14 protein-coding genes are annotated in these 18,929 nt (G+C 73.2%); 9 read left to right on the top strand and 5 right to left on the bottom strand.

Annotation, left to right across the window (positions count from 1 at the left end; translation table 11 throughout):
* The first annotated feature begins 345 nt into the window (after nt 1-345).
* Nucleotides 346-1,419: a hypothetical protein gene (locus AB0O36_RS01100; RefSeq protein WP_365102200.1), complete on the top strand. Its 1,074-nt coding sequence runs from the start codon at nt 346-348 to the stop codon at nt 1,417-1,419.
* Between the two features lie 121 nt (nt 1,420-1,540).
* The gene (locus tag AB0O36_RS01095; protein ID WP_365102198.1) at nt 1,541-2,431 is read left to right on the top strand and encodes an alpha/beta hydrolase; all 891 of its coding nucleotides are present in this window, start codon (nt 1,541-1,543) and stop codon (nt 2,429-2,431) included.
* Nucleotides 2,432-2,487: 56 nt separating this feature from the next.
* Here AB0O36_RS01095 and AB0O36_RS01090 read toward each other — a convergent pair whose 3' ends face one another.
* On the bottom strand, nt 2,488-3,492 hold the full coding sequence (locus tag AB0O36_RS01090; RefSeq protein ID WP_365102196.1) for a LacI family DNA-binding transcriptional regulator: 1,005 nt from the start codon (nt 3,490-3,492) through the stop codon (nt 2,488-2,490).
* A gap of 162 nt (nt 3,493-3,654) precedes the next feature.
* Between AB0O36_RS01090 and AB0O36_RS01085 the strand changes: the two genes are divergently transcribed.
* The gene (locus AB0O36_RS01085; RefSeq protein WP_365102193.1) at nt 3,655-5,610 is read left to right on the top strand and encodes an amidohydrolase; all 1,956 of its coding nucleotides are present in this window, start codon (nt 3,655-3,657) and stop codon (nt 5,608-5,610) included.
* Nucleotides 5,611-6,042: 432 nt separating this feature from the next.
* Here AB0O36_RS01085 and AB0O36_RS01080 read toward each other — a convergent pair whose 3' ends face one another.
* Nucleotides 6,043-7,005, bottom strand: a complete 963-nt coding sequence (locus AB0O36_RS01080) for an ion transporter (RefSeq protein ID WP_365102190.1) — start codon at nt 7,003-7,005, stop codon at nt 6,043-6,045.
* 257 nt (nt 7,006-7,262) lie between these two features.
* The gene (locus AB0O36_RS01075; RefSeq protein WP_365102187.1) at nt 7,263-8,150 is read right to left on the bottom strand and encodes a haloalkane dehalogenase; all 888 of its coding nucleotides are present in this window, start codon (nt 8,148-8,150) and stop codon (nt 7,263-7,265) included.
* 103 nt (nt 8,151-8,253) lie between these two features.
* On the opposite strand from AB0O36_RS01075, the gene AB0O36_RS01070 reads away from it, so the two are divergent.
* From AB0O36_RS01070 to AB0O36_RS01060, 3 genes are all read left to right on the top strand, one after another.
* Entirely contained in the window at nt 8,254-8,757 is a 504-nt protein-coding gene (locus AB0O36_RS01070) for a MarR family transcriptional regulator (protein ID WP_365102184.1), read from the top strand.
* Nucleotides 8,758-8,913: 156 nt separating this feature from the next.
* Nucleotides 8,914-10,443, top strand: coding sequence for a UDP-N-acetylglucosamine 1-carboxyvinyltransferase (locus tag AB0O36_RS01065; protein WP_365102182.1), 1,530 nt, complete (start codon nt 8,914-8,916; stop codon nt 10,441-10,443).
* A 253-nt stretch (nt 10,444-10,696) separates the two neighbouring features.
* On the top strand, nt 10,697-11,182 hold the full coding sequence (locus AB0O36_RS01060; RefSeq protein WP_365102180.1) for a lamin tail domain-containing protein: 486 nt from the start codon (nt 10,697-10,699) through the stop codon (nt 11,180-11,182).
* 63 nt (nt 11,183-11,245) lie between these two features.
* Here AB0O36_RS01060 and AB0O36_RS01055 read toward each other — a convergent pair whose 3' ends face one another.
* A complete protein-coding gene (locus tag AB0O36_RS01055; protein ID WP_365102177.1) occupies nt 11,246-12,163 on the bottom strand; it encodes a tyrosine-protein phosphatase in 918 nt (305 codons plus the stop codon).
* A gap of 265 nt (nt 12,164-12,428) precedes the next feature.
* On the opposite strand from AB0O36_RS01055, the gene AB0O36_RS01050 reads away from it, so the two are divergent.
* Together AB0O36_RS01050 and AB0O36_RS01045 are read left to right on the top strand one after the other, a co-directional pair.
* Entirely contained in the window at nt 12,429-13,832 is a 1,404-nt protein-coding gene (locus tag AB0O36_RS01050; protein WP_365102175.1) for a cytochrome P450, read from the top strand.
* 23 nt (nt 13,833-13,855) lie between these two features.
* Complete coding sequence (locus AB0O36_RS01045; protein WP_365102172.1) at nt 13,856-14,740, top strand: helix-turn-helix domain-containing protein; 885 nt, start codon at nt 13,856-13,858, stop codon at nt 14,738-14,740.
* A 398-nt stretch (nt 14,741-15,138) separates the two neighbouring features.
* Here AB0O36_RS01045 and AB0O36_RS01040 read toward each other — a convergent pair whose 3' ends face one another.
* Entirely contained in the window at nt 15,139-16,662 is a 1,524-nt protein-coding gene (locus tag AB0O36_RS01040; protein ID WP_365102535.1) for an MFS transporter, read from the bottom strand.
* A 137-nt stretch (nt 16,663-16,799) separates the two neighbouring features.
* Here AB0O36_RS01040 and AB0O36_RS01035 point away from each other — a divergent pair, with 137 nt between their 5' ends.
* On the top strand, nt 16,800-18,905 hold the full coding sequence (locus tag AB0O36_RS01035) for an alpha/beta fold hydrolase (RefSeq protein ID WP_365102170.1): 2,106 nt from the start codon (nt 16,800-16,802) through the stop codon (nt 18,903-18,905).
* Nucleotides 18,906-18,929: the final 24 nt, after the last annotated feature.

Genomic DNA, 18,929 nt, shown 5'->3' with positions numbered 1-18,929 from the left:
TTCATGCATGAATTCGCGCGTTCTACCGCATCCTGCCGCGTGGCACTCTGGCCAATCCGCTAAGGTAGGGCTAAGTTAGGTAACCCTTACCAGCGGGGCGGCTGCGGTTCGCCTTCGGCAGATATCTCGATGTCGAGATAACTCTAGTACATGGCCGCGCCGAGGTCATGCCCGGCATGGCCCGGGAAGATCCGCGAGCACGCGCGACGATCCGTCGCGCCCGGCGCAGGGTGGCCGGTTGTCGCCGATATTTGTCCGGTCGCACGGATGCGGACCGCCCGGCGGACACCGAACCTGAACCCCTCGGGTTTCACCGGCCGTGGGGGGCGCGCTTTGGAAGCCGACATGACGGCACTGGTCGTGCGGATGATGACGGACATCGCGAGCGGCGCGACGGCCACCACGGGGGCGGAGCTCGCACGGACCGTTTCCGACCTGGTCCGCGAGCGGCTCGGGCGGGATCCCGGCGGGCGGGCGGCGCTGGCCGCCGTGGACGCCGGGCCCTCGGATCCGGAGGCCCCCGCCCTGCTGGCGGAAGCACTCTCCGCCGCGGTCGCGGAGGACCCCGATTTCGCCGCCCTGCTGGTCCGGGCCCTCACCGGACCGCCGCCGGCCCGACCCCCGCGGAGCAACGTCGGCGGCATCGTGATCGACGGCGGCGCCCGTGTGCGCAGGAGCACGATCGCGCTGGGACCCGTCACCTTCAACAACACCCCGGCCGGGCGCGCCCTGGCCGTCCTGGTCACGGTGGCGCTGGTCGTTCTGGTGGCCCTGGGCGTCTACGGAGGGACACGGCTGCTCGACGGCGACGACTCACCCGGCTCCGGCGCGGCCCGGCCCGGGGGGTCCGACGGTGTGTGGGGAGCACCGGACGGCGGGAGCGGGGACGGGGGCGGGGGCGGAAGTGGTGGCGGAAGTGGTGGCGGGAAGGCCAGGGAGCTGACCGACGCGGCGGCGGTCAAGGCGGTCCTGCCGGACGCAGCGAGCCTGCCGAGCGGCTGGACGGAGGTCACCGCGCCCACGGCGGACGTCTCGTCACAGGACGACGGATCCACGTTCGAGGGGCAGGCCGAGTACCGGGCGCGCTTCAGCATGGAGACGGAGCTGGTGGTGTACGCCTATCCCGGCACGGCGGAGGCACGGACCGCCTTCGAGAAGTACCGCCGGAAGGCGCAGGAGGCGGGGGCGGCGAAGCTGACCATGCCGCGGATCGGCGACGAGAGCACGGCGTTCACCCGGTCGAGCAGCCGGGGAGCCGGGTACGTCACCGAGACCGTCCACTACACGATGGTCCGCACCGGCACCCTGCTCACCGTGGTCTTCGGCAAGGACAACGAGAGCCGGTCCTACGACAGCGGCGACCTGGAATCCCTCACCCGGCTGCTCTCCGAACGCGCCCGGGCCGCCCAGAACGGCTGACCGGAAGCGGGTGCCGGGCGAGGGGTGGTCGGGCAGGGGGTGGTCGGGAAACGGGTTGCCGGGAAAAGAGCGGTCGGGAAACGAGTTGCCCGGCGGGGCAGGGCTTGCGAGCCTCGCGATCATGCCTACGTTCACCTCGTACGACGGGACCGAGCTCGCCTACCACGTCTGCGGCGACCCCGCAGCGGCAGCCGACCCCGCCACTCCTGCCACTGCCGCCACTCCCGACCTGATCTGCCTGCCCGGCGGCCCGATGCGGAACTCCGACTACTTCGGGGACCTCGGCGGCCTGGCCGCGTCCGCGGGCCGGCGGCTGATCCTGCTGGACCCGCGCGGCACCGGCGCGTCGGCGGTGCCCGCGGACCCGGCCACGTACCGCTGCGACCGGCAGGTCGGGGACGTGGAGGCGCTGCGCCTGCACCTGGGCCTGGAGCGGATCGACCTGCTCGCGCACAGTGCGGGCGCCAACCTCGCGGTGCAGTACGCGGCACGGTGGCCGGAACACGTGGGCCGGCTTGCCCTGATCACGCCGAGCGTCATGGCCGCCGGCATCGGGATCAGCGGCGAGCTGCGACTGCAGACCGCCCGTCTCCGCGCCGACGAGCCCTGGTTCCCGGAGGCGTACGCCGCGCTGGAGAGGGTCGTCGCGGGTGAGGCCACGCCGGAGAACTGGAAGGCCGTCACCCCCTTCTTCCACGGCCGCTGGGACGGGGCGGCACAGCGTCTCGCCGCGGAGAGCGACGGCGCGAAGAACCACGAGGCCGGCGCCGCCTTCGGCGCCGAGGGCGCCTTCGACCCGCCCGCGCTGCGCGAGGCGCTGGCCCGCTTCGGACAGCCGGTCCTGGTCCTGGCCGGCGACGCCGACCTGCAGGGCCCGGTGTCGGTGCTGGCCGATTTCGGCCGGCTCTTCCCGCGTGCGGAACTCGCCGTCCAGCCGGCCGCCGGCCACTTCCCGTGGCTGGACGACGCCAAGGCCTTCACCACGACGGTCAGCGCCTTCCTCGCGGACTGACCCCGTCCCCTGCCGGGACGGGGAGGGGAGGAGAGAGGAGGGGAAGGACGGGGAGGTCAGGACCGCGGCTGCCGCGACGAGGCCCGGACCAGCAGGCCGGCCGGGACCGTGCACCCGCCCGGGACCGCCTCGGCCGGTGCCTCCACCCGGGCGACCAGGGCCGCCACCGCCGCCTCCGCGATGCGTTCGGGGTGGAGGGTGACGGTGCTCACCGGCGGCTCGGTGGTCTCGTACGCGGGGTCCTCGCTGGCGCAGACGATCAGGAGGTCCTGCGGGACGCGCAGGCCGTGGCGGGCGGCGGCGGCCAGGGTCTGGCGGCCGCCCGGGTCGTACAGGGAGTAGACGGCGTCGGCCGCGCCCGCGGCGAACGCCTCGTCGAAGGCGTGGCCGGGGGCGTCGTGCGGGTCGAAGCGGACCGGGAGCGGCGGGCGGGCGTGGTCCGCGCACCAGCGTTCGTACGCCTCCGTCACCGCACGGGTGTAGTACTCGCCGCCGAAGCCGCCGTGCAGGGCGATGCGGCGCGCGCCGGACGCGGCGAGGTGGTCGAGGACCTCGCGGGTGGTCGCGGCGTGGTCGTTGTCCACCCAGGTGTCCTCGGGGCGGGGTGCGGTGGGGCGGCCGTCGAACACGACCGGGATGCCGCGGGCCCGCAGGGCGCGCAGGACCGGGTCGCCGTCCGGGCTGTCCAGCAGGAGCATCCCGTCCACGGCCAGGTTGTGCCACAGCGTCTGCGCGCCGCGGTCGGCGGGGAGGGTGGTGAGGGCGTAGCCGCGGGCGTGCGCGGCGGCGGTGGCGGCCGTCAGCCAGCGGGAGAAGTAGGAGACCGCCACGTAGTTCCAGGGGGAGCCGGCGAAGGTGGTGACGGCCAGTCCGAGCGTGCGGGTGCGGGGGCCGGCGCCCGGGGCGCCGTAGCCGAGGGCGGTCGCCACGGCGCGGACCCGGCGGCGGGTGGCCTCTCCGATCCGCCCGGTGCCGTTGAGGGCGTGCGAGACCGTCGCCGTGGACACCTCCGCGGCGCGCGCGATGTCGGCGATGGTCGGGGGCGCGGGCACGGGGGTCATCGTACGGACGCGCGGCCCGCCGTCCTACGCCGAACGGGATGTGTGTGCGGGGGGGGTGCGGGGCGTACGGGGCGTGCGGGATGCGGAATCCGTCGCCGGGGGCGGGTTCCGGTTAAGGGGTTAATCACCGAGTGTCCTGGCCACCCAACCTTTGGAGTGGTCATGACGTCTTCCTCCTCCCTGTCCCGGCGGGGTCTGATCGCCGCGGCCGGGGCCGTCGGTGCGGCCGGTCTGATCGGGACGGCGGCCGGTGCCGCAGCCGCCGCTCCCGCGACCGGCGCCGGTGTCGGTGCCGGCACCGGGGTCAGTGCCGCCACCGGTGCCGCTTCGAAGCGCGGTTCCGCCGCCCTGGTCATCCACAACGCCCGGGTGTTCACCGGCACGCACGGCGGTCCTCCGGTCGAGGCGGTCGCGATCGGCCGGGACGGCACCGTGCTGGAGACCGGCCGGGGCCGGGCCCTGCACCGGTACGTCGGCCGGGACACCGAGGTGGTCGACGCCCGCGGCAACACCGTGATGAGCGGCATCCACGACGGGCACGTCCACCCGCTGGGGGCGGGCGACCGTTCGCTGCGCCCCTCGCTGGAGGGTGCGGAGACCACCCTGCCCGAACTCCGGGAGATCCTGCGCGGGTTCCTCGCCGACACCGGAGGGGCAGGCGCCGAGCCCGACACCTGGCTGGTGGTGGAGGACTGGAACCCGGTCGGGCTGATGCCGGCCGGCACCGTCCCGCACCACTCCATGCTGGACGCGCTGCCCACCCGCCGCCCGGTGGTCCTCGTCGGTGGTGACGGCCACAACCTGTGGGCCAACCGGCGCGCCCTGGACGTCGCGGGCATCACCGCGGCCACCCCCGACCCGCCCGGCGGGAAGATCGTCAAGGGGCCCGACGGCCTGCCCACCGGCGTGCTCAAGGACGACGCGCAGGGCCTGGTCAAGCGGCACGTTCCGGAGCCGACCCGGGCGGAGCTGGTGGCGGCCTGCGCGAAGGTGCTGGAGCAGGCGGCCGCCTCCGGCGTCACCACGATGATGGACGCGCTGGTGGGACGGCACGAGCTGGAGCTGTACCGGGACCTCGCAGCGGCCGGGAAGCTGCCGCAGCGGATCGTTCCCGCGCTCCGGCTGGAGGTGGAGCAGACCCGGGACCCCGCGGGCTCCCTGGCGTACGCGCGGGGCCTGCGCCGGGAGTTCGGGGGCGTGCCGGGGCTCCGGTTCGGGATGATCAAGGTCTTCCTGGACGGGGTCATCGAGTACCCGGCGCAGACGGCCGCCCTGCTGGAGCCGTACCTGGACGGGACGACCGGGAAGCCGACCGGCAACCGGGGCGAGCTGTACACGACGGCCGCCGACTACGGCCGGCTCACCGCCGCCTTCAACCGGGCCGGCTGGCAGATGCACGCCCACGGGCTCGGCGACCGGGCCGTCCGTACCGCCCTGGACGGGTACGCGTACGCGCGCCGGGTCACCGGGCAGCACGACCCGCGCAACGCCGTCGCCCACCTGCAGATCGTCGACCCGGCGGACCTGCGGCGGTTCGCCGCCTTGGGCGTCGCGGCCTGCATGCAGTTGCAGTGGGCGGCGGAGGACACCTGGACGATGGAGGCGCTGCTGCCGTACATCGGGCCGCGCCGGCACCGGTGGATGTACCCGGCACGGAGCCTGGAGCAGGCCGGCGCCCGGCTGTCCGGCGGCTCGGACTGGCCGGTGGACGCGCTGCAGGTGTGGAACCAGCTGCGGACCGCGGTCGACCGCCAGGGGGCGTACGGCAGCGGTGAGCTCCACCGCGAACTGGAGGGGCTGAGCCGTACGTCGGCCCTGCGGATGCACACCTCGGGCACGGCGTGGCAGCTGCGCCAGGAGGCGCTGACGGGGACGGTGGAGCGGGGCAAGGCCGCGGACCTGGTGCTGCTGGACCGGGACGTGACCCGCTGTCCGGTGCCGGACATCAGCGGCACGGCGGTCGAACTCACCCTGGTCGGCGGTCGCGTGGTCCACGACGCACGGTCCGCCGCGGGCCGGGCCGCCGCGGGCCGCCTCACCCGCGCGGCGGCCGGCCCGCGACCGGCGTCGTACGCCTCGGTCCACGGCGGCCGGCACGACGCCTGCTGCGGGGCCTGAGGCCGGACGGGCCTCGACCGGCCTACGCCCGGAGTTGCTGTGTGTGGGGGACCACGCTGCCGGGAGGCGGACTGACGCTGCGGCGTCTCCGCCTCCTCGGCCGCCTCCACCGCGGTGGCCGTGGCCCCGCCTGCCCGCCTGGACCTGCTGGAGTCGCTCGTGGGTGGTGGCAAGCACGTCCCCGGCGTTGCCGGGGATCGGGCGAGCGTGGATCGGGCGGTCCGGTGGAGCCGGTACCCGAGCAGCCACCGCCGGAGCAGTCGGCGCGGGGCCGGACGGGGCGGGCCCGGACCGGGCGAGACCGGACCGGCGCGCCCGGTCCGGGCCCCGGAGCGACCGGCCCAAGCGGAGCCGGTACCGTCCCGGCCGCCGCCGGAGGAGCACACCTCCGGCCCGGCCGCGTACGTCACCCGACCGGGCGCCGCCGCGGCGTCATCCGCTTCCCGAGACCTCCAGCCGGCGGCCCGACGGGACCAGGTGCTCGCGCTCCGCGCCGACCTGCAGGCTCGCCTCCAGTTCGTCCAGCGCCCGGCGGGCGCCGGCGATCCGCTCGCGCACCTCGCGGGAGTCCACGTCCGCCGGAACCGCTGCCGCCACCCCGGCGGAGGACGCCGGCGGCGGCCCCGGCTGCTTCGGCCGCGCCTGCCTCTCCCGCTCCTCCTTCTCCATCTCCCGCGCCTCGTCCAGCGAGCCGAGGACCACCCCGATCAGCATGTTGACCAGCAAGAAGGAGGCCAGCAGGGCGTACGACGCGTAGTAGAGGATGCTGAACCGGGAGATCGCCAGCCCGGCCCGGACGGCGTCGGTCAGGCCGTCCATCGTGGTGAGGAGGAAGAGCGTCAGGCCCGCCCGCCCGATGGAGCCGTAGTGCGCGGGGTCGACCCGGGCGAAGCAGATCCACCCGATCATGGCGTAGACGTAGAGCACCAGCCCGCCCACGAACAGGAAGCTCAGCGTGCCCGGCAGGCTGCGCCCCATCGCGACCAGCAGGATCCGCAGCTGCGGCAGGAACCGGGCCGTGCGCAGCACCCGGGCCAGCCGCAGCAGCCGGAAGAGGGTGGTGTTGTCCCACAGCAGCGGCAGGAACGCCGAGACCACGACGGCCAGGTCGAAGAGCTGCCACGGGTCGCGGAAGAACTCGCGCGGCCGGTCCGCGCAGGCTCCGGCGCGGATCAGCAGCTCCAGCGTGAACAGCAGCAGGCAGACCTGTTCGACGGCGTGGATCTCCTGGCGGTAGACGAGGGCGGTCCCGCGGTACGTCTCCACCCCGAGGACCGCGGCGTTGACCAGGATCAGCGCGAAGACGCTCAGCCCGAAGACGGGGTCCTCGACCACCGCCCGGCAGCGGGCGGCCACTCCCGCCCGGCGACGGAACGACCGAACCTCGGGCACCATCAGGCATCACCTCTGCGCAGCTTCGACTCGGGGCATATCGGGCGCAATCGCCGGGACATACCGGGCATGAGAGCCCGCGGCACGAGGGACGGCGGGTTCGCACGGCTCAACGCAGGAACGGTCCCCCGGACGTCACCCGGCGGGGATCATGACCGGAACAGGTGACGGACCGAACGGCGGACCGAACGACGGGCCGGGCGCCGGGCCGGGCGCCGGGGCGCACGCCGGCACGGACGGCGCATCAGGGCCCCGCCCGGTCAGCGCCCCGCAGACCCGTCGGCGCCGCCCAGCAGCCGCTGCCGTACGACCCACGCATTGACCGCCGCGGCGATCTCCTCGCCACGGTCCTCGGGGGCGAGGTGCGCGGCGCGCCCGCAGTACTCGGTCTCCAGGGCGGCGATGTTCTCCTCGCACCAGGCGGTCAGCTCCGGCCCGATCATCAGTGCGGGCGACCCGTCGAAGGTGAGCAGCAGCTTCGGCACGTCCGGGGTGCCGGCCAGCCAGGCGTCGTACGCCTCGACGCGGGCGACCACGTCGGCGGGTTCGCCCTCCAGCGGCATGGACCGCGCCCACTGGAGCATGGGGAGCCGGCTCTCGGGGGTGGGGTACGGGGCGGCGTACACGGCGTGGTCCGCTTCGGTCAGCGGGTTCAGCACGGTCTTGTGGATGCTGTCCTCGATGAAGACGTTCTCCTGGAGGACGAGCCGCTCCCCCACTCCGGGGGTCTTGAGGGCCTGGAACCGGGCCCTGGACGATTCGGGGTATTCCGCCCAGGTCATCGGCCGCAGGATGGTCTCCATGAAGGCGATGCCGCGCACCCGTCCGGGATGCCGGGCGGCGTGGTCGAAGGCGAGCGCCCCGCCCCAGTCCTGGCCGACGAGGACGACGTCGTCGAGGCCGAGGGCGTCGAACCAGGCGTCCAGGTAGCGGGCGTGGTCGGCGAATCGGTACTCGCCGCCGGGCTTGCCGGAGCGCCCCATGCCGATGAGGTCGGGTGCGAGGACCCTGATCCCTTCGGCCATCCAGGGCAGGACGTTCCGCCACAGATGGGACGAAGTGGGGTTGCCGTGCAGGAAGACGAAGGGCACTCCTTCGCCCTGGTCCTCGAAGTACATCGTCGAGTCGAGCACGTCGATGGTGGGCATGCCGGCCCCTCCTTCTCGTTCGTTTTCGTTCGGGCGACTAACGTTCGTGACACCAACGAAGTTAGACCGTTGGTGTCACCAACGCAAGGGCTAGGATCGGGACATGGAGAAGGAAGACGAGACCCGGCCACCGGTGCCCGCCCGGCTGCGCGAACTGCCCACCCGGCTCCTGGGGCAGGCCGCAACCCTGGCCCAACGCCTGGTCGCGGAGGGGCTGAACGGGGCAGATGCCCGCAAATGGCACTACGCCGCTCTGGTCGCGCTGGACGAGTACGGGCCGGCCAGCCAGGCCGCACTGAGCACCCGTACCGGCATCCACCGGAGCGACCTGGTCGCCGTACTCAACGAGCTGGCCGAGCGCGGGGACGTGGAGCGGGCCCCCGATCCGGCGGACCGCCGACGGAATGTCATCACCCTCACACCGCACGGGCGGAAGCAGCTCCACCGGCTGGAGGAACTGCTCCGGGCCGCCCAGGAGGAGCTCCTGGCCCCCCTCTCCCCCCGCGAACAGCAGCAGCTCACGGCCCTGCTGACCAAACTCGTCACCCACCACGCGGGCGCGGCGGGCCGGATGGAGCCGAGCGGAAACCGGCCGAAGGAGGGATGAAAGGAGGGGCAAAAGCAGGGGTAAGCGGAACGGGAAGGGGAAAGCGGGGGAAAGCAGCCGGGACCCGGGACAGAACGGACACGATCTGACGGTGGGTAACACCCGTCCGCCACACCCCGCGCGAACCCCATCTCATATCTGAGATACGGTGCACCCATGGCAGACGACTACCTCGTACGCATCGGCAGGCTCATCCGTGACGCCCGGCAACACCGGGGATGGACGCAGAGCCAGCTCGCCGAGGCGCTCGGCACCAGCCAGAGCGCCGTGAACCGGATCGAGCGCGGCAACCAGAACATCAGTCTTGAGATGATCGCCCGGATCGGCGAAGCGCTCGACAGCGAGATCGTCGCTCTCGGCTACTCCGGCCCGATGCACCTGAGGGTCGTCGGCGGCCGCCGCCTCTCCGGCGCCATCGACGTCAAGACGAGCAAGAACGCGTGCGTGGCCCTGCTCTGCGCCAGCCTCCTCAACAAGGGCCGCACGGTCCTGCGCCGGGTCGCCCGGATCGAAGAGGTCTACCGTCTGCTGGAGGTGCTCGGCTCCATCGGCGTCCGCACCCGCTGGATCAACGACGGCGTGGACCTGGAACTCGTCCCGCCGGCCGCCCTGGACATGGACGCGATCGACGCCGAAGCGGCCGTCCGGACCCGGAGCATCATCATGTTCCTGGGCCCGCTGCTCCACCGGATGGACCAGTTCCGTCTGCCCTACGCCGGCGGCTGCGACCTCGGCACCCGCACCATCGAGCCGCACATGATCGCCCTGCGCCGCTTCGGCCTGGACATCACCGCGACCGAGGGCATCTACCACGCCAAGGTCGAGCCGGGCGTCAGCCCCACCCGCCCGATCGTGCTGACCGAGCGCGGGGACACGGTCACCGAGAACGCGCTGCTGGCCGCGGCCCGCCACGACGGCGTCACGGTCATCCGCAACGCCTCCTCCAACTACATGGTCCAGGACCTGTGCTTCTTCCTGGAGGCCCTGGGCGTCAAGGTCGAGGGCATCGGCACCACCACCCTCACCGTGCACGGCGTCCCGAACATCGACGTGGACGTCGACTACTCCCCCTCCGAGGACCCGGTCGAGGCGATGAGCCTCCTCGCCGCCGCGGTGGTCACGGAATCCGAACTGACCATCCGCCGCGTGCCGATCGAGTTCATGGAGATCGAGCTCGCGGTCCTGGAGGAGATGGGCCTGGACCACGACCGCTCGGCGGAGTACACGGCCGACAACGGCCGCACCCGCCTGGTCGACCTGACGGTCCGCCCGTCGAAGCTCGAAGCCCCGATCGACAAGATCCACCCCATGCCGTTCCCGGGCCTGAACATCGACAACGTCCCGTTCTTCGCGGCGATCGCGGCCACCGCCCAGGGCAAGACCCTCATCCACGACTGGGTCTACGACAACCGCGCCATCTACCTCACGGACCTCAACCGCCTCGGCGGCCGCCTCCAGCTCCTGGACCCGCACCGCGTCCTGGTCGAGGGCCCCACCCGCTGGCGCGCGGCCGAAATGATGTGCCCGCCGGCCCTCCGCCCCGCAGTGGTCGTCCTCCTGGCCATGATGGCCGCCGAAGGCACCTCTGTCCTCCGCAACGTCTACGTGATCAACCGTGGCTACGAGGAACTCGCCGAACGCCTCAACTCGGTGGGCGCCCAGATCGAGATCTTCCGCGACATCTAGGAAGCCGGACGGGCAGGGACCAACCGGAAGGCCGCTCGAAGCCGCAAGGACCGGCCCCTGACCCGCGGAACACCTTCCGAGGCCCCATCACCCCTTCACCGGGGGTGATGGGGCCTCAGTCTTGGCGTGCCGGAACGGACTTCGGCGACGGGGCTGCGCCATGCCCATCTCATCCTCTGGCGGCATATCGTGCCGTGGTTGCAATCCGTGTATCTTCACGCCGCCCAGCAGACCCATCAGGGGGAGGAACCTCATGAAGAAGACCGCCGTGGCCCTTGCGGTCACGACCGCCGCGATAGCCCTGGCTGCCGCCCCGGCGCAGGCCGCCGAGTACTCCTCGGCGCTGAAGATCAGCGGCATCCAGTACGACGCCCCCGGGCGCGACTCCAACAGCTGCACCACCGGCAACACCGCCGCCGAGTACGTCGTGGTCAAGAACTACTCGCGCGGCACGGTCAACCTCAAGGGCTACACCGTCAAGGACTCCGTCGGGAACTCCTACACCTTCAAGATCAACCACTACCTGGAGCCCGGCGACTTCGTGCGCCTGCGCGGAGGCCGCGGCACCGAGTCCGACGCCGGGAACGTCGCCTACCGCAACAACTGCAACTTCATCTGGAACAACGACAAGGACACCGTGAAGCTGTACAAGCCGGGCGGTGCCTCCGCGGACACCCACGCCTACACCAAGAGCGCCAACGACCGCGACGGCAACGGCTACATCACCTTCCACGGATAGGCCGCAGCACGAAGCCCCCGCCCCGGATGCGATCCGGACGGCGGGGGCTTCGTCCGTCCTGCGTCAGGCGACCATGCGCTGGCGGAGCTTGAGCAGGGTGGCGGCGTCCAGGCCGAGGCCGTCGGTGAGGAAGTCGCCGAAGCTGCCGTAGTCGCTCACGGCCTGGTCGCGGAACGCGGCGAGGTAGTCGGCGCGCACCTCCTGGAGCGGGATGAGCAGGTCGGGGTCCTGCATGTAGCCGGCGGCCTTCACCTGGTCCCGGAGGGCCTTGTCGGAGGCGGCCCGCAGCTGGTTGGACAGCAGGTAGTCCTGCTGCGAGGTGCTGGCCGGTACTCCGACCGCACGCAGGATCGTGTCCGCGAGGACGCCGGTGCGGTCCTTGCCCGCCGAGCAGTGGAACATCACCGGCTTCGAGGAGTTCGCCGTGCTGCGGATCGCGGCGCCGAGCGCGGCCCGGTTCGCCGGGTTGGTGACGAAGCCCCGGTAGAGCGCGGTCATCCGCGCCTCGGCCTTGCCGTTGGCCAGCTGCGCCTGCTGGTAGGCGGGGTCCTTGCTGCGTACGACCTGGCCGATGAACGCGAACAGGCTGGTGTCGTCGACCGGCTGGGCGACCGGGGTGACCCCGGAGGGCAGGCGGTCGGCGCCGTCGGCCTGGATCTCGGGCGCGGTGCGCAGGTCGATGACGCTGCCGAGCCCGAGGCGGCCGAGCGCGGTGACGCCCTCAGGGGGGAGCTTGGAGAGGGTCTCGGAGCGGTACAGCACGCCCCAGCGGGTGGTCTTGCCGTCGTAGGTGGTGTAGCCGCCGGTGTCGCGGGCGTTGACCGTGCCGGGGACGGCGAGGACGCGGGAGGGGGCGGTGACGCCGGCGCCGGAGGCGTATCCGGAGGCCGGGGGTGCGGCATGCGCGGCCGCGGGGGCCAGCGCGGCCACCAGGGTCAGAGCGGCGGCGGACACGCCGAGGGCGCGGGATATCGATCGCACGCGGGGGTTCCTTCCAGGAGCGGGAGCGGGAACGTAGCGCGTGGATCTTGGAAGCTGAAGATGTTGCAGAGGTGAGCATCCATCAAATTGTCAGCAACTGCCATATGGCAATCCATGCCAGTGTGCCGGTGAAGCGCGTCCGGCGAGCGGATGCACGCGCGGACGTCAAGGGCGGGAATCGGCCGTGTGACCGGTGGTGGGGCTCGCCCTCGCGGGCAACCGGACGGCAGAATCGGGGCGTTGAGATCGCGGAAGGGACACCGGGATGGCAGTGACAGAGGGCGTCGGCACGAAGGTCCCGGGGCTGGCGGGGGTGCCGCTGCTCGGGTCGGTTCTCGATCTGCGGGAGGACTCGCTGGGGACCTATCTGCGGGCCCGGCGCGAGCTGGGTGACGTGGTCCGGATCTCCGCCGGGCCGCCCGGCCTGCGGGTCGAGCTGTACTGCGTGTTCTCCGCCGAGGGGGCCCAGCAGGTCCTGGCCTCGGACGCGGCCAACTTCCGCAAGGAGAACACCTTCTACCAGGAGATCCGCGAATCCTTCGGGAACGGCCTGCTGACCAGCCAGGACCAGGACTACCTGCGCCAGCGTCGGCTGGTGCAGCCGCTGTTCACCCGGCGCCGGGTGGACTCGTACGCCGGTGCCATCGCCGCCGAGACGCAGACCGCCCTGGACGCCTGGCAGTCGGCCCCCGGCGGGGTGGTGGACGTGTCCGACTCCATGATGGAGCTGGCCCTGCGCGCGGTGGCGCGGATCCTGTTCGGGGCGGACGTCGAGGCCACCGTCCCCGTCGTGGACCGGTGCTTTCCGGTCATCACGGATTACGTGCTCAAGCGCGGCTACTCCCCCGTGCGCATCCCCCGTACCTGGCCCACCCCGGGCAACAAGCGCGCGGCCGCCGCGATCGCCGAACTGTACGGCGTGTGCGACGGGATCATAGAGCGCCGGCGCCGGACCGGGGCCGATGCCGGCGGGGGGACCGGCGACGAGGACGGTGGCGAGGACCTGCTGTCGCTGCTGGCCGCGGCCGGCGGCGGTGAGGACGGGGCGTTCGACGACACCGAACTCCGCGACCAGGTGCTCGTCTTCCTGCTCGCCGGGCACGAGACCACAGCGACCTCCCTGGCCTTCGCCCTGCACCTGCTCGCCCGCCACCCCGAGGTGCAGGACCGCGCCCGCGAGGAGATCTCGAAGGTGCTGGGCGACCGGACGCCGGAGGCCGCGGACCTCGACCGGCTGCCGTACCTGACGCAGGTGCTGAAGGAGGCGATGCGGCTGTACCCGGCGGCCCCGGTGGTCGGCCGCCGCTCCGTGGCCGCGTCCGAGGTCGACGGCTTCACCGTGCCCGCCGGCGCGGACGTGATCATCGCGCCCTGGGTCACCCACCGGCACCCGCGCTACTGGCCGGATCCCGAGCGGTTCGACCCGGACCGGTTCGCCCCGGAGGCGGAGGCCGGGCGGCCCCGGTACGCGTGGCTGCCGTTCGGCGGCGGCCCGCGCGCCTGCATCGGGCAGCACTTCTCCATGCTGGAGTCGGTGATCGCCCTGGCGATGATCCTCCGGGCGTACGAGTTCGAACCCGTGGACCGGGAGGTGCCGGTGGCGGCCGGGATCACCCTGCGGGTCACCGGCCCGGCCCGGTGCCGGATCCGGCCCGTCGCCCCGTCGTAGTACGCGCCGACGGGACCGTGTCCGTGAGACGGGCCTCGGGAGTCACCGCGCAGGGGACCTGGCGGCTGGCCACCGCCGCGCCCGCGCCCGCCCTGCGGCCCGGGGTGCGCGGGTACCGCGGCTACCGGGTGGAGATGGACCGCCCGCAGCGGCGGATCGAGATCCCGAACGGGACCGCGACCGTGGTCGTCAACTTCGCCGAGCCGGTACGGATATCACGGATGTCCGAGGTGGGCGGCCCCCGCTCCGGCGGCGGCACCGCCTACCGTTCGCTGCTCACCGGTCTGCGCACCGACGCGACGGTCGGCGAGCACGGCGGCAGACTGCACGGGGTGGAGATCCACTTCGCCCCGTGGATGGCGTTCACCGTCTTCCGGCTCCCGATGCACGAACTCCGGGACCGGGTCGTCCCGCTCCCGGACCTGCTGGGCGCCGAGGCCGCCCGGCTGGAGGAACGGCTCGACCGGGCGCCGGGCTGGGCCGAGCGCTTCGCCCTGCTCGACGCGGTGCTGCTGGAGCGGGCCGCCGCGGGGCCCGCCGCCGCCCCGCAGGTGATGTGGGCCTGGCACCGGTTGCTGCGTACGGGCGGCCTGGTGCCCGTCGACGAGCTCGCGGCCGGTGCCGGCTGGAGCGCCCGCCGCCTGGAGCACCGCTTCCGCGAGCAGATCGGGCTGTCCCCGAAGTCCGCCGCCCGGGTGCTGCGGATGCAGCGGGCCCTGCGGATGCTGACCACCGGGCACCGGGCCTCCGAGGCGGCGTCGGCGTGCGGCTTCTACGACCAGGCGCACCTGCACCGGGACTTCCGGGAGATGACCGGCTGCGCGCCCGGGCAGTTCCTGGCGTACCGGGGCGGCGGCGAACGGCCGGTGGACCGGGTCCCGGGCCGGGTGACCAGCGTGCTGCTCTGACCTGGCGTCCGGGCGTCCTGGCGGCCAGGCGTTCGCTGCCGGCGGCCGGCGGCCCACCGCCGGCCGCCTCCTCCCTGCTGCCTGCCGCCCTCCGCCCGCTGCTCCTGCCCCCGGCTCGACGGGTCAAGCGGAAGCCTTCCCACCTGCGGTTCGGCGGTTTTTTCCAATACCCGGGCCCTGCCGTCCTGCCAGGATGACGCCACTTCCACAGGTCCACCGGGCGCACGGGGGTGGGGCCGGGCAGTGCGGGCCCGCGCCCGCCACCCGGCCCCCGGACGCCCGGTCACCCCTCACCGGGAGTCGGCGCCCGGTGAGAGGTGGCCGGGGCTCACCCACTCGCCCCGGCCACCTGCGGAGGCGGTCGCCCTCCCGGTCGCCCGTGGGCGGCACCCGCCCCGTCATCCGTGCCGGCCGCCCTGCAGCCGCTCCAGGTCCGAAGGGCGGACCCGGATCACGAAGAGCGCGATCGCCGCCCCGACCAGCGTGAACAGGGCCGCCACCGTGAAGGCCGCGGACACGCCCGCCGTGAGCACCCGGTCCCCCCACGGGTCCGGCAGCGTCCGGGTGCGTTCGAACAGCGCCCGCTGCACCGGCGTGGCGCGCGCGAGGAAGGCGACCACCTGCCGCGCCGCCTCCGTCGTACTCGCCGCGCCGAACACGGTGACCAGGATGGACAGGCCCAGGGAGCCGCCCACCTGCTGGGTGGTGTTCAGCAGCCCGGAGGCCGCGCCCGACTCCCGGTCGGCGACGTTCGACAGGGCCGTCAGCGTCAGCGAGACGAACTGCATGCCCATGCCCGCGCTGAACAGCAGCATCGGCCCCAGGATGCTGCCCAGGTAGGTGGAGTGGACGTCGGTGAGGCTCAGCCAGGCCAGGCCGATGGTCGTGCTCAGCGCGCCGCCCACCATGAACGGTTTCGGCCCGTACTTCGGCAGCAGCTTCGAGGTGATGTTGGCGACCACCGCGACCATCACGCTGACCGGGAGGAAGGACAGGCCCGCCTCGATCGGGCTGAAGCCCAGCACGTTCTGCACGAACAGGGTCAGGAAGAAGAACATGCCGAAGAGGGCGCAGGCCAGGAAGAGCATGATGCCGTACGTCCCCGAGCGGTTGCGGTCGGCGAACATGTGCAGCGGGGTGATGGGCTGCCGCGAGCGGCGCTCGATCAGCACGAACCCGGTGAGGAGCAGCACGGCGGCGGCGAAGGAGACGGAGGTGCCCGGGTCCCGCCAGCCCTCCTGGGCGGCCCGGATGAACCCGTAGACCAGGGCCACCACTCCGAGGGTGCCGGTCAGCGCGCCCGCGAGGTCGAAGTGCCCGGGGTGGCGTTCGGATTCCTTCAGGACGTGCGGCGCGATCAGGGCGATCGTCAGCGCGATGGGGACGTTGACAAAGAACACCCAGCGCCAGTCGAGCCATTCGACGAGCATGCCGCCGGCCAGCAGGCCGATCGCGCCGCCGCCCGCCGAGACCGCCGCGAACACGCCGAAGGCCCGGGCACGCTCCGGGCCTTCCTTGAAGGTGGTGCTGATCAGGGCCAGTGAGGTGGGTGAGGCGATGGCGGCACCGACGCCCTGCACGGCCCGGGCGGCCATCAGCTGACCGGCCGTCTGCGAGAAACCGCCGAGCAGCGAGGCCAGGCCGAAGAGCAGCACGCCGAAGATCCACACGCGGCGCCGGCCGAGGATGTCGCCGGCCCGCCCGCCGAGCAGCAGGAGGCCGCCGAAGGTGAGGGTGTAGGCATTGACCACCCAGGACAGGCTCTCGGTGGAGAAGCCCAGCGCCGTCTGGATGTGCGGCAGGGCGATGTTCACGATGGTGATGTCGAGCACCACCATCAACTGGCATGAGGCGATGACGAAGAGGGCGAGTCCGTCCCCGCGCCCTTCGGCCTTGCCGCCGCCCGGTTCGGTGGACGGCACGGGGGCGTTCCGGTCCGCGCCGTTCCGGTCCTCGTCGCTCCGGTCCACCCTTCCGACGCTAAGCCCGGGCGCGGAGCGTCACCACTCGAACGGCCGAAGGCTAGGCGCATGCCATTTCACATGTCACACTCCACTTCATGGATCCGTTTCTCGACCTCTCCGCCCGCACCGGACGGTTCACCCACGGCGCCCCTCGCGCCTTCGCCTTCGGCGATGACGCCCGCCTGCTCTACTTCCTCCGCTCCGCCGGCCCCACCGATCCGTACGACTCCCTCCGGGTGCTCGACACCACGACCGGAGCCGAGAGCCTGCTCGCCGACCCCCGCGACCTCTCCCCCGAACCGGGCGAGCTGCCCGTCGCCGAGCGCCGGCTCCGCGAGCGCATCCGCCTCGTCGCCGCCGGCATCGGCTCGTACGCCCTCTCCGGTGACGGACGGCGGGCCGTCTTCGCGCTCTACGGCCGGCTGTACGAGGTCCCGGGCGACGGCACCGGGAAGCCGCGCGAGATCCCGGCCGCGGGCCCGGTCGTGGACCCGCGGCCGAACGCCGACGGCAGCCGCATCGCCTATGTGAGCGGGGACGCGCTGTACGTCGCCCCGGCCGGCGATGACCCCGCACCGGCGGCCGATGACACCACGGCCCCCTGGAGCGCCGGGCGCGTCAGCCCCGAGGACGGCGCCCGCTGGGGCCTGGCCGAGTTCGCCGCCGCGGAGGAGCTGGCCCGGGCCCGCGGCCACTGGTGGTCCCCCGACGGGCAGGCCCTGCTGGCCGCCCGGGTGGACGAGTCCGCGCTGCAGCGCCGCTGGTTCGCCGACCCGGCCCACCCCGAGCTCCCCGCCGAGGACTTCGCCTATCCGGAGGCGGGCGGCCCGAACGCCGAGGTCGGCCTGTGGGTCCTCGGCCCGGACGGTCGGCGGGTCCCCCTGGTCTGGGACACCGCGACGTACCCCTACGTCTCCGACGCCGGGTGGGAGAGCCCGGAGGAGATCCTGCTGACGGTCCAGGACCGGCTCCAGCAGAACGTCCTCCTGCTCTCCGCGGACCCGGCCACCGGTGCCACCCGCGAGCTGTCCCGCACCACCCACCCGCACTGGGTGGACCCCCTGCCCGGCACCCCGGCCCGGCTCTCCGACGGCCGCGTGCTCACCGCCGCCGACACCGCGGACGGCGCGGCCCGCGCGCTGGCGCTGGACGGCGTACTGCTCACCGGGGACGGGGTGCAGATACGCGGGGTGGCCGGGGAGCACGACGGCGAACTGCTGGTCGAGGCCGGCCTGCGCGACCCCGCCGAACAGCAGGTGCTGCTGCTCGACCCGGACACCGGCGCCCTCACCCCGCTCGCCGACGGCCCCGGCGTGCACTCCGTGACCGCCTCCGCCGGGGCGCTGCTGCTGACCTCGGCCGGCCCGGACGGCGTCCGCAGGACCGTACGCACCGCAGACGGGCGGGAGTTCACCCCCGCCGACCTCTCCGAGCCGCTGCCGTACCGGGTGGTGCCCCGGCTGGCCCGGGTCACCGAACTCGGCCTGCCCACCGCGCTGGTGCTGCCCCGCGGCCACGTGCCCGGGCAGCGCCTGCCGGTGCTGGTCCAGGGCTACGGCGGGCCCGGCTTCCAGGACGTCAGCCTGGAGCCGCGCCGCTGGCAGCACCGGCAGTGGTGGGCCGACCAGGGCTTCGCCGTGGTCACCACCGACAACCGCGGCACCCCGAACGTCTCCCCCGCCTTCACCCACGCCATGTACCGGGACTTCTCCCGGGTCACCCTGGACGACCAGGTGGCCGCCCTCCGGGCGCTCGGCGAACGCCACCCCGAACTCGACCTCGACCGCGTCGGGGTCATGGGCTGGTCCTACGGCGGCTACCTGGCCGCGGCGGCCGTACTGCGCCGCCCGGACGTCTTCCACGCCGCCGTGGCGGGCGCCCCGCCCACCGACTTCCGCCACTACGACACCGCCTACACGGAGCGGTACCTCGGCCTGCCCGCGGACAACCCGGAGGTCTACGACCGGGAGTCACTGATCACTGACGCACCCCGGCTGACCCGCCCCCTGCTGCTGGTCACGGGCCTGGCCGACGACAACGTGCACCCCTCGCACACCCTGCGGCTCTCCCGCGCCCTGACCGACGCCGGCCGCCCGCACCAGCTCCTCGCCCTCCCCGGCGTGACCCACATGACCCCGAACGGCACCCACGAGAAGATCGCCGCCCAGCAACTCGCCTTCCTGAAGGCCGCCCTGCGGTAGGCGCGGCGCCATGACGGCGCGCGG

It is taken from the genome of Streptomyces sp. NPDC089799 (assembly GCF_040684755.1).
GTDB lineage: Bacteria > Actinomycetota > Actinomycetes > Streptomycetales > Streptomycetaceae > Streptomyces.
Note: the sequence above shows the minus strand (reverse complement) of the source record. Positions and strands in the feature narration are given on the sequence as shown.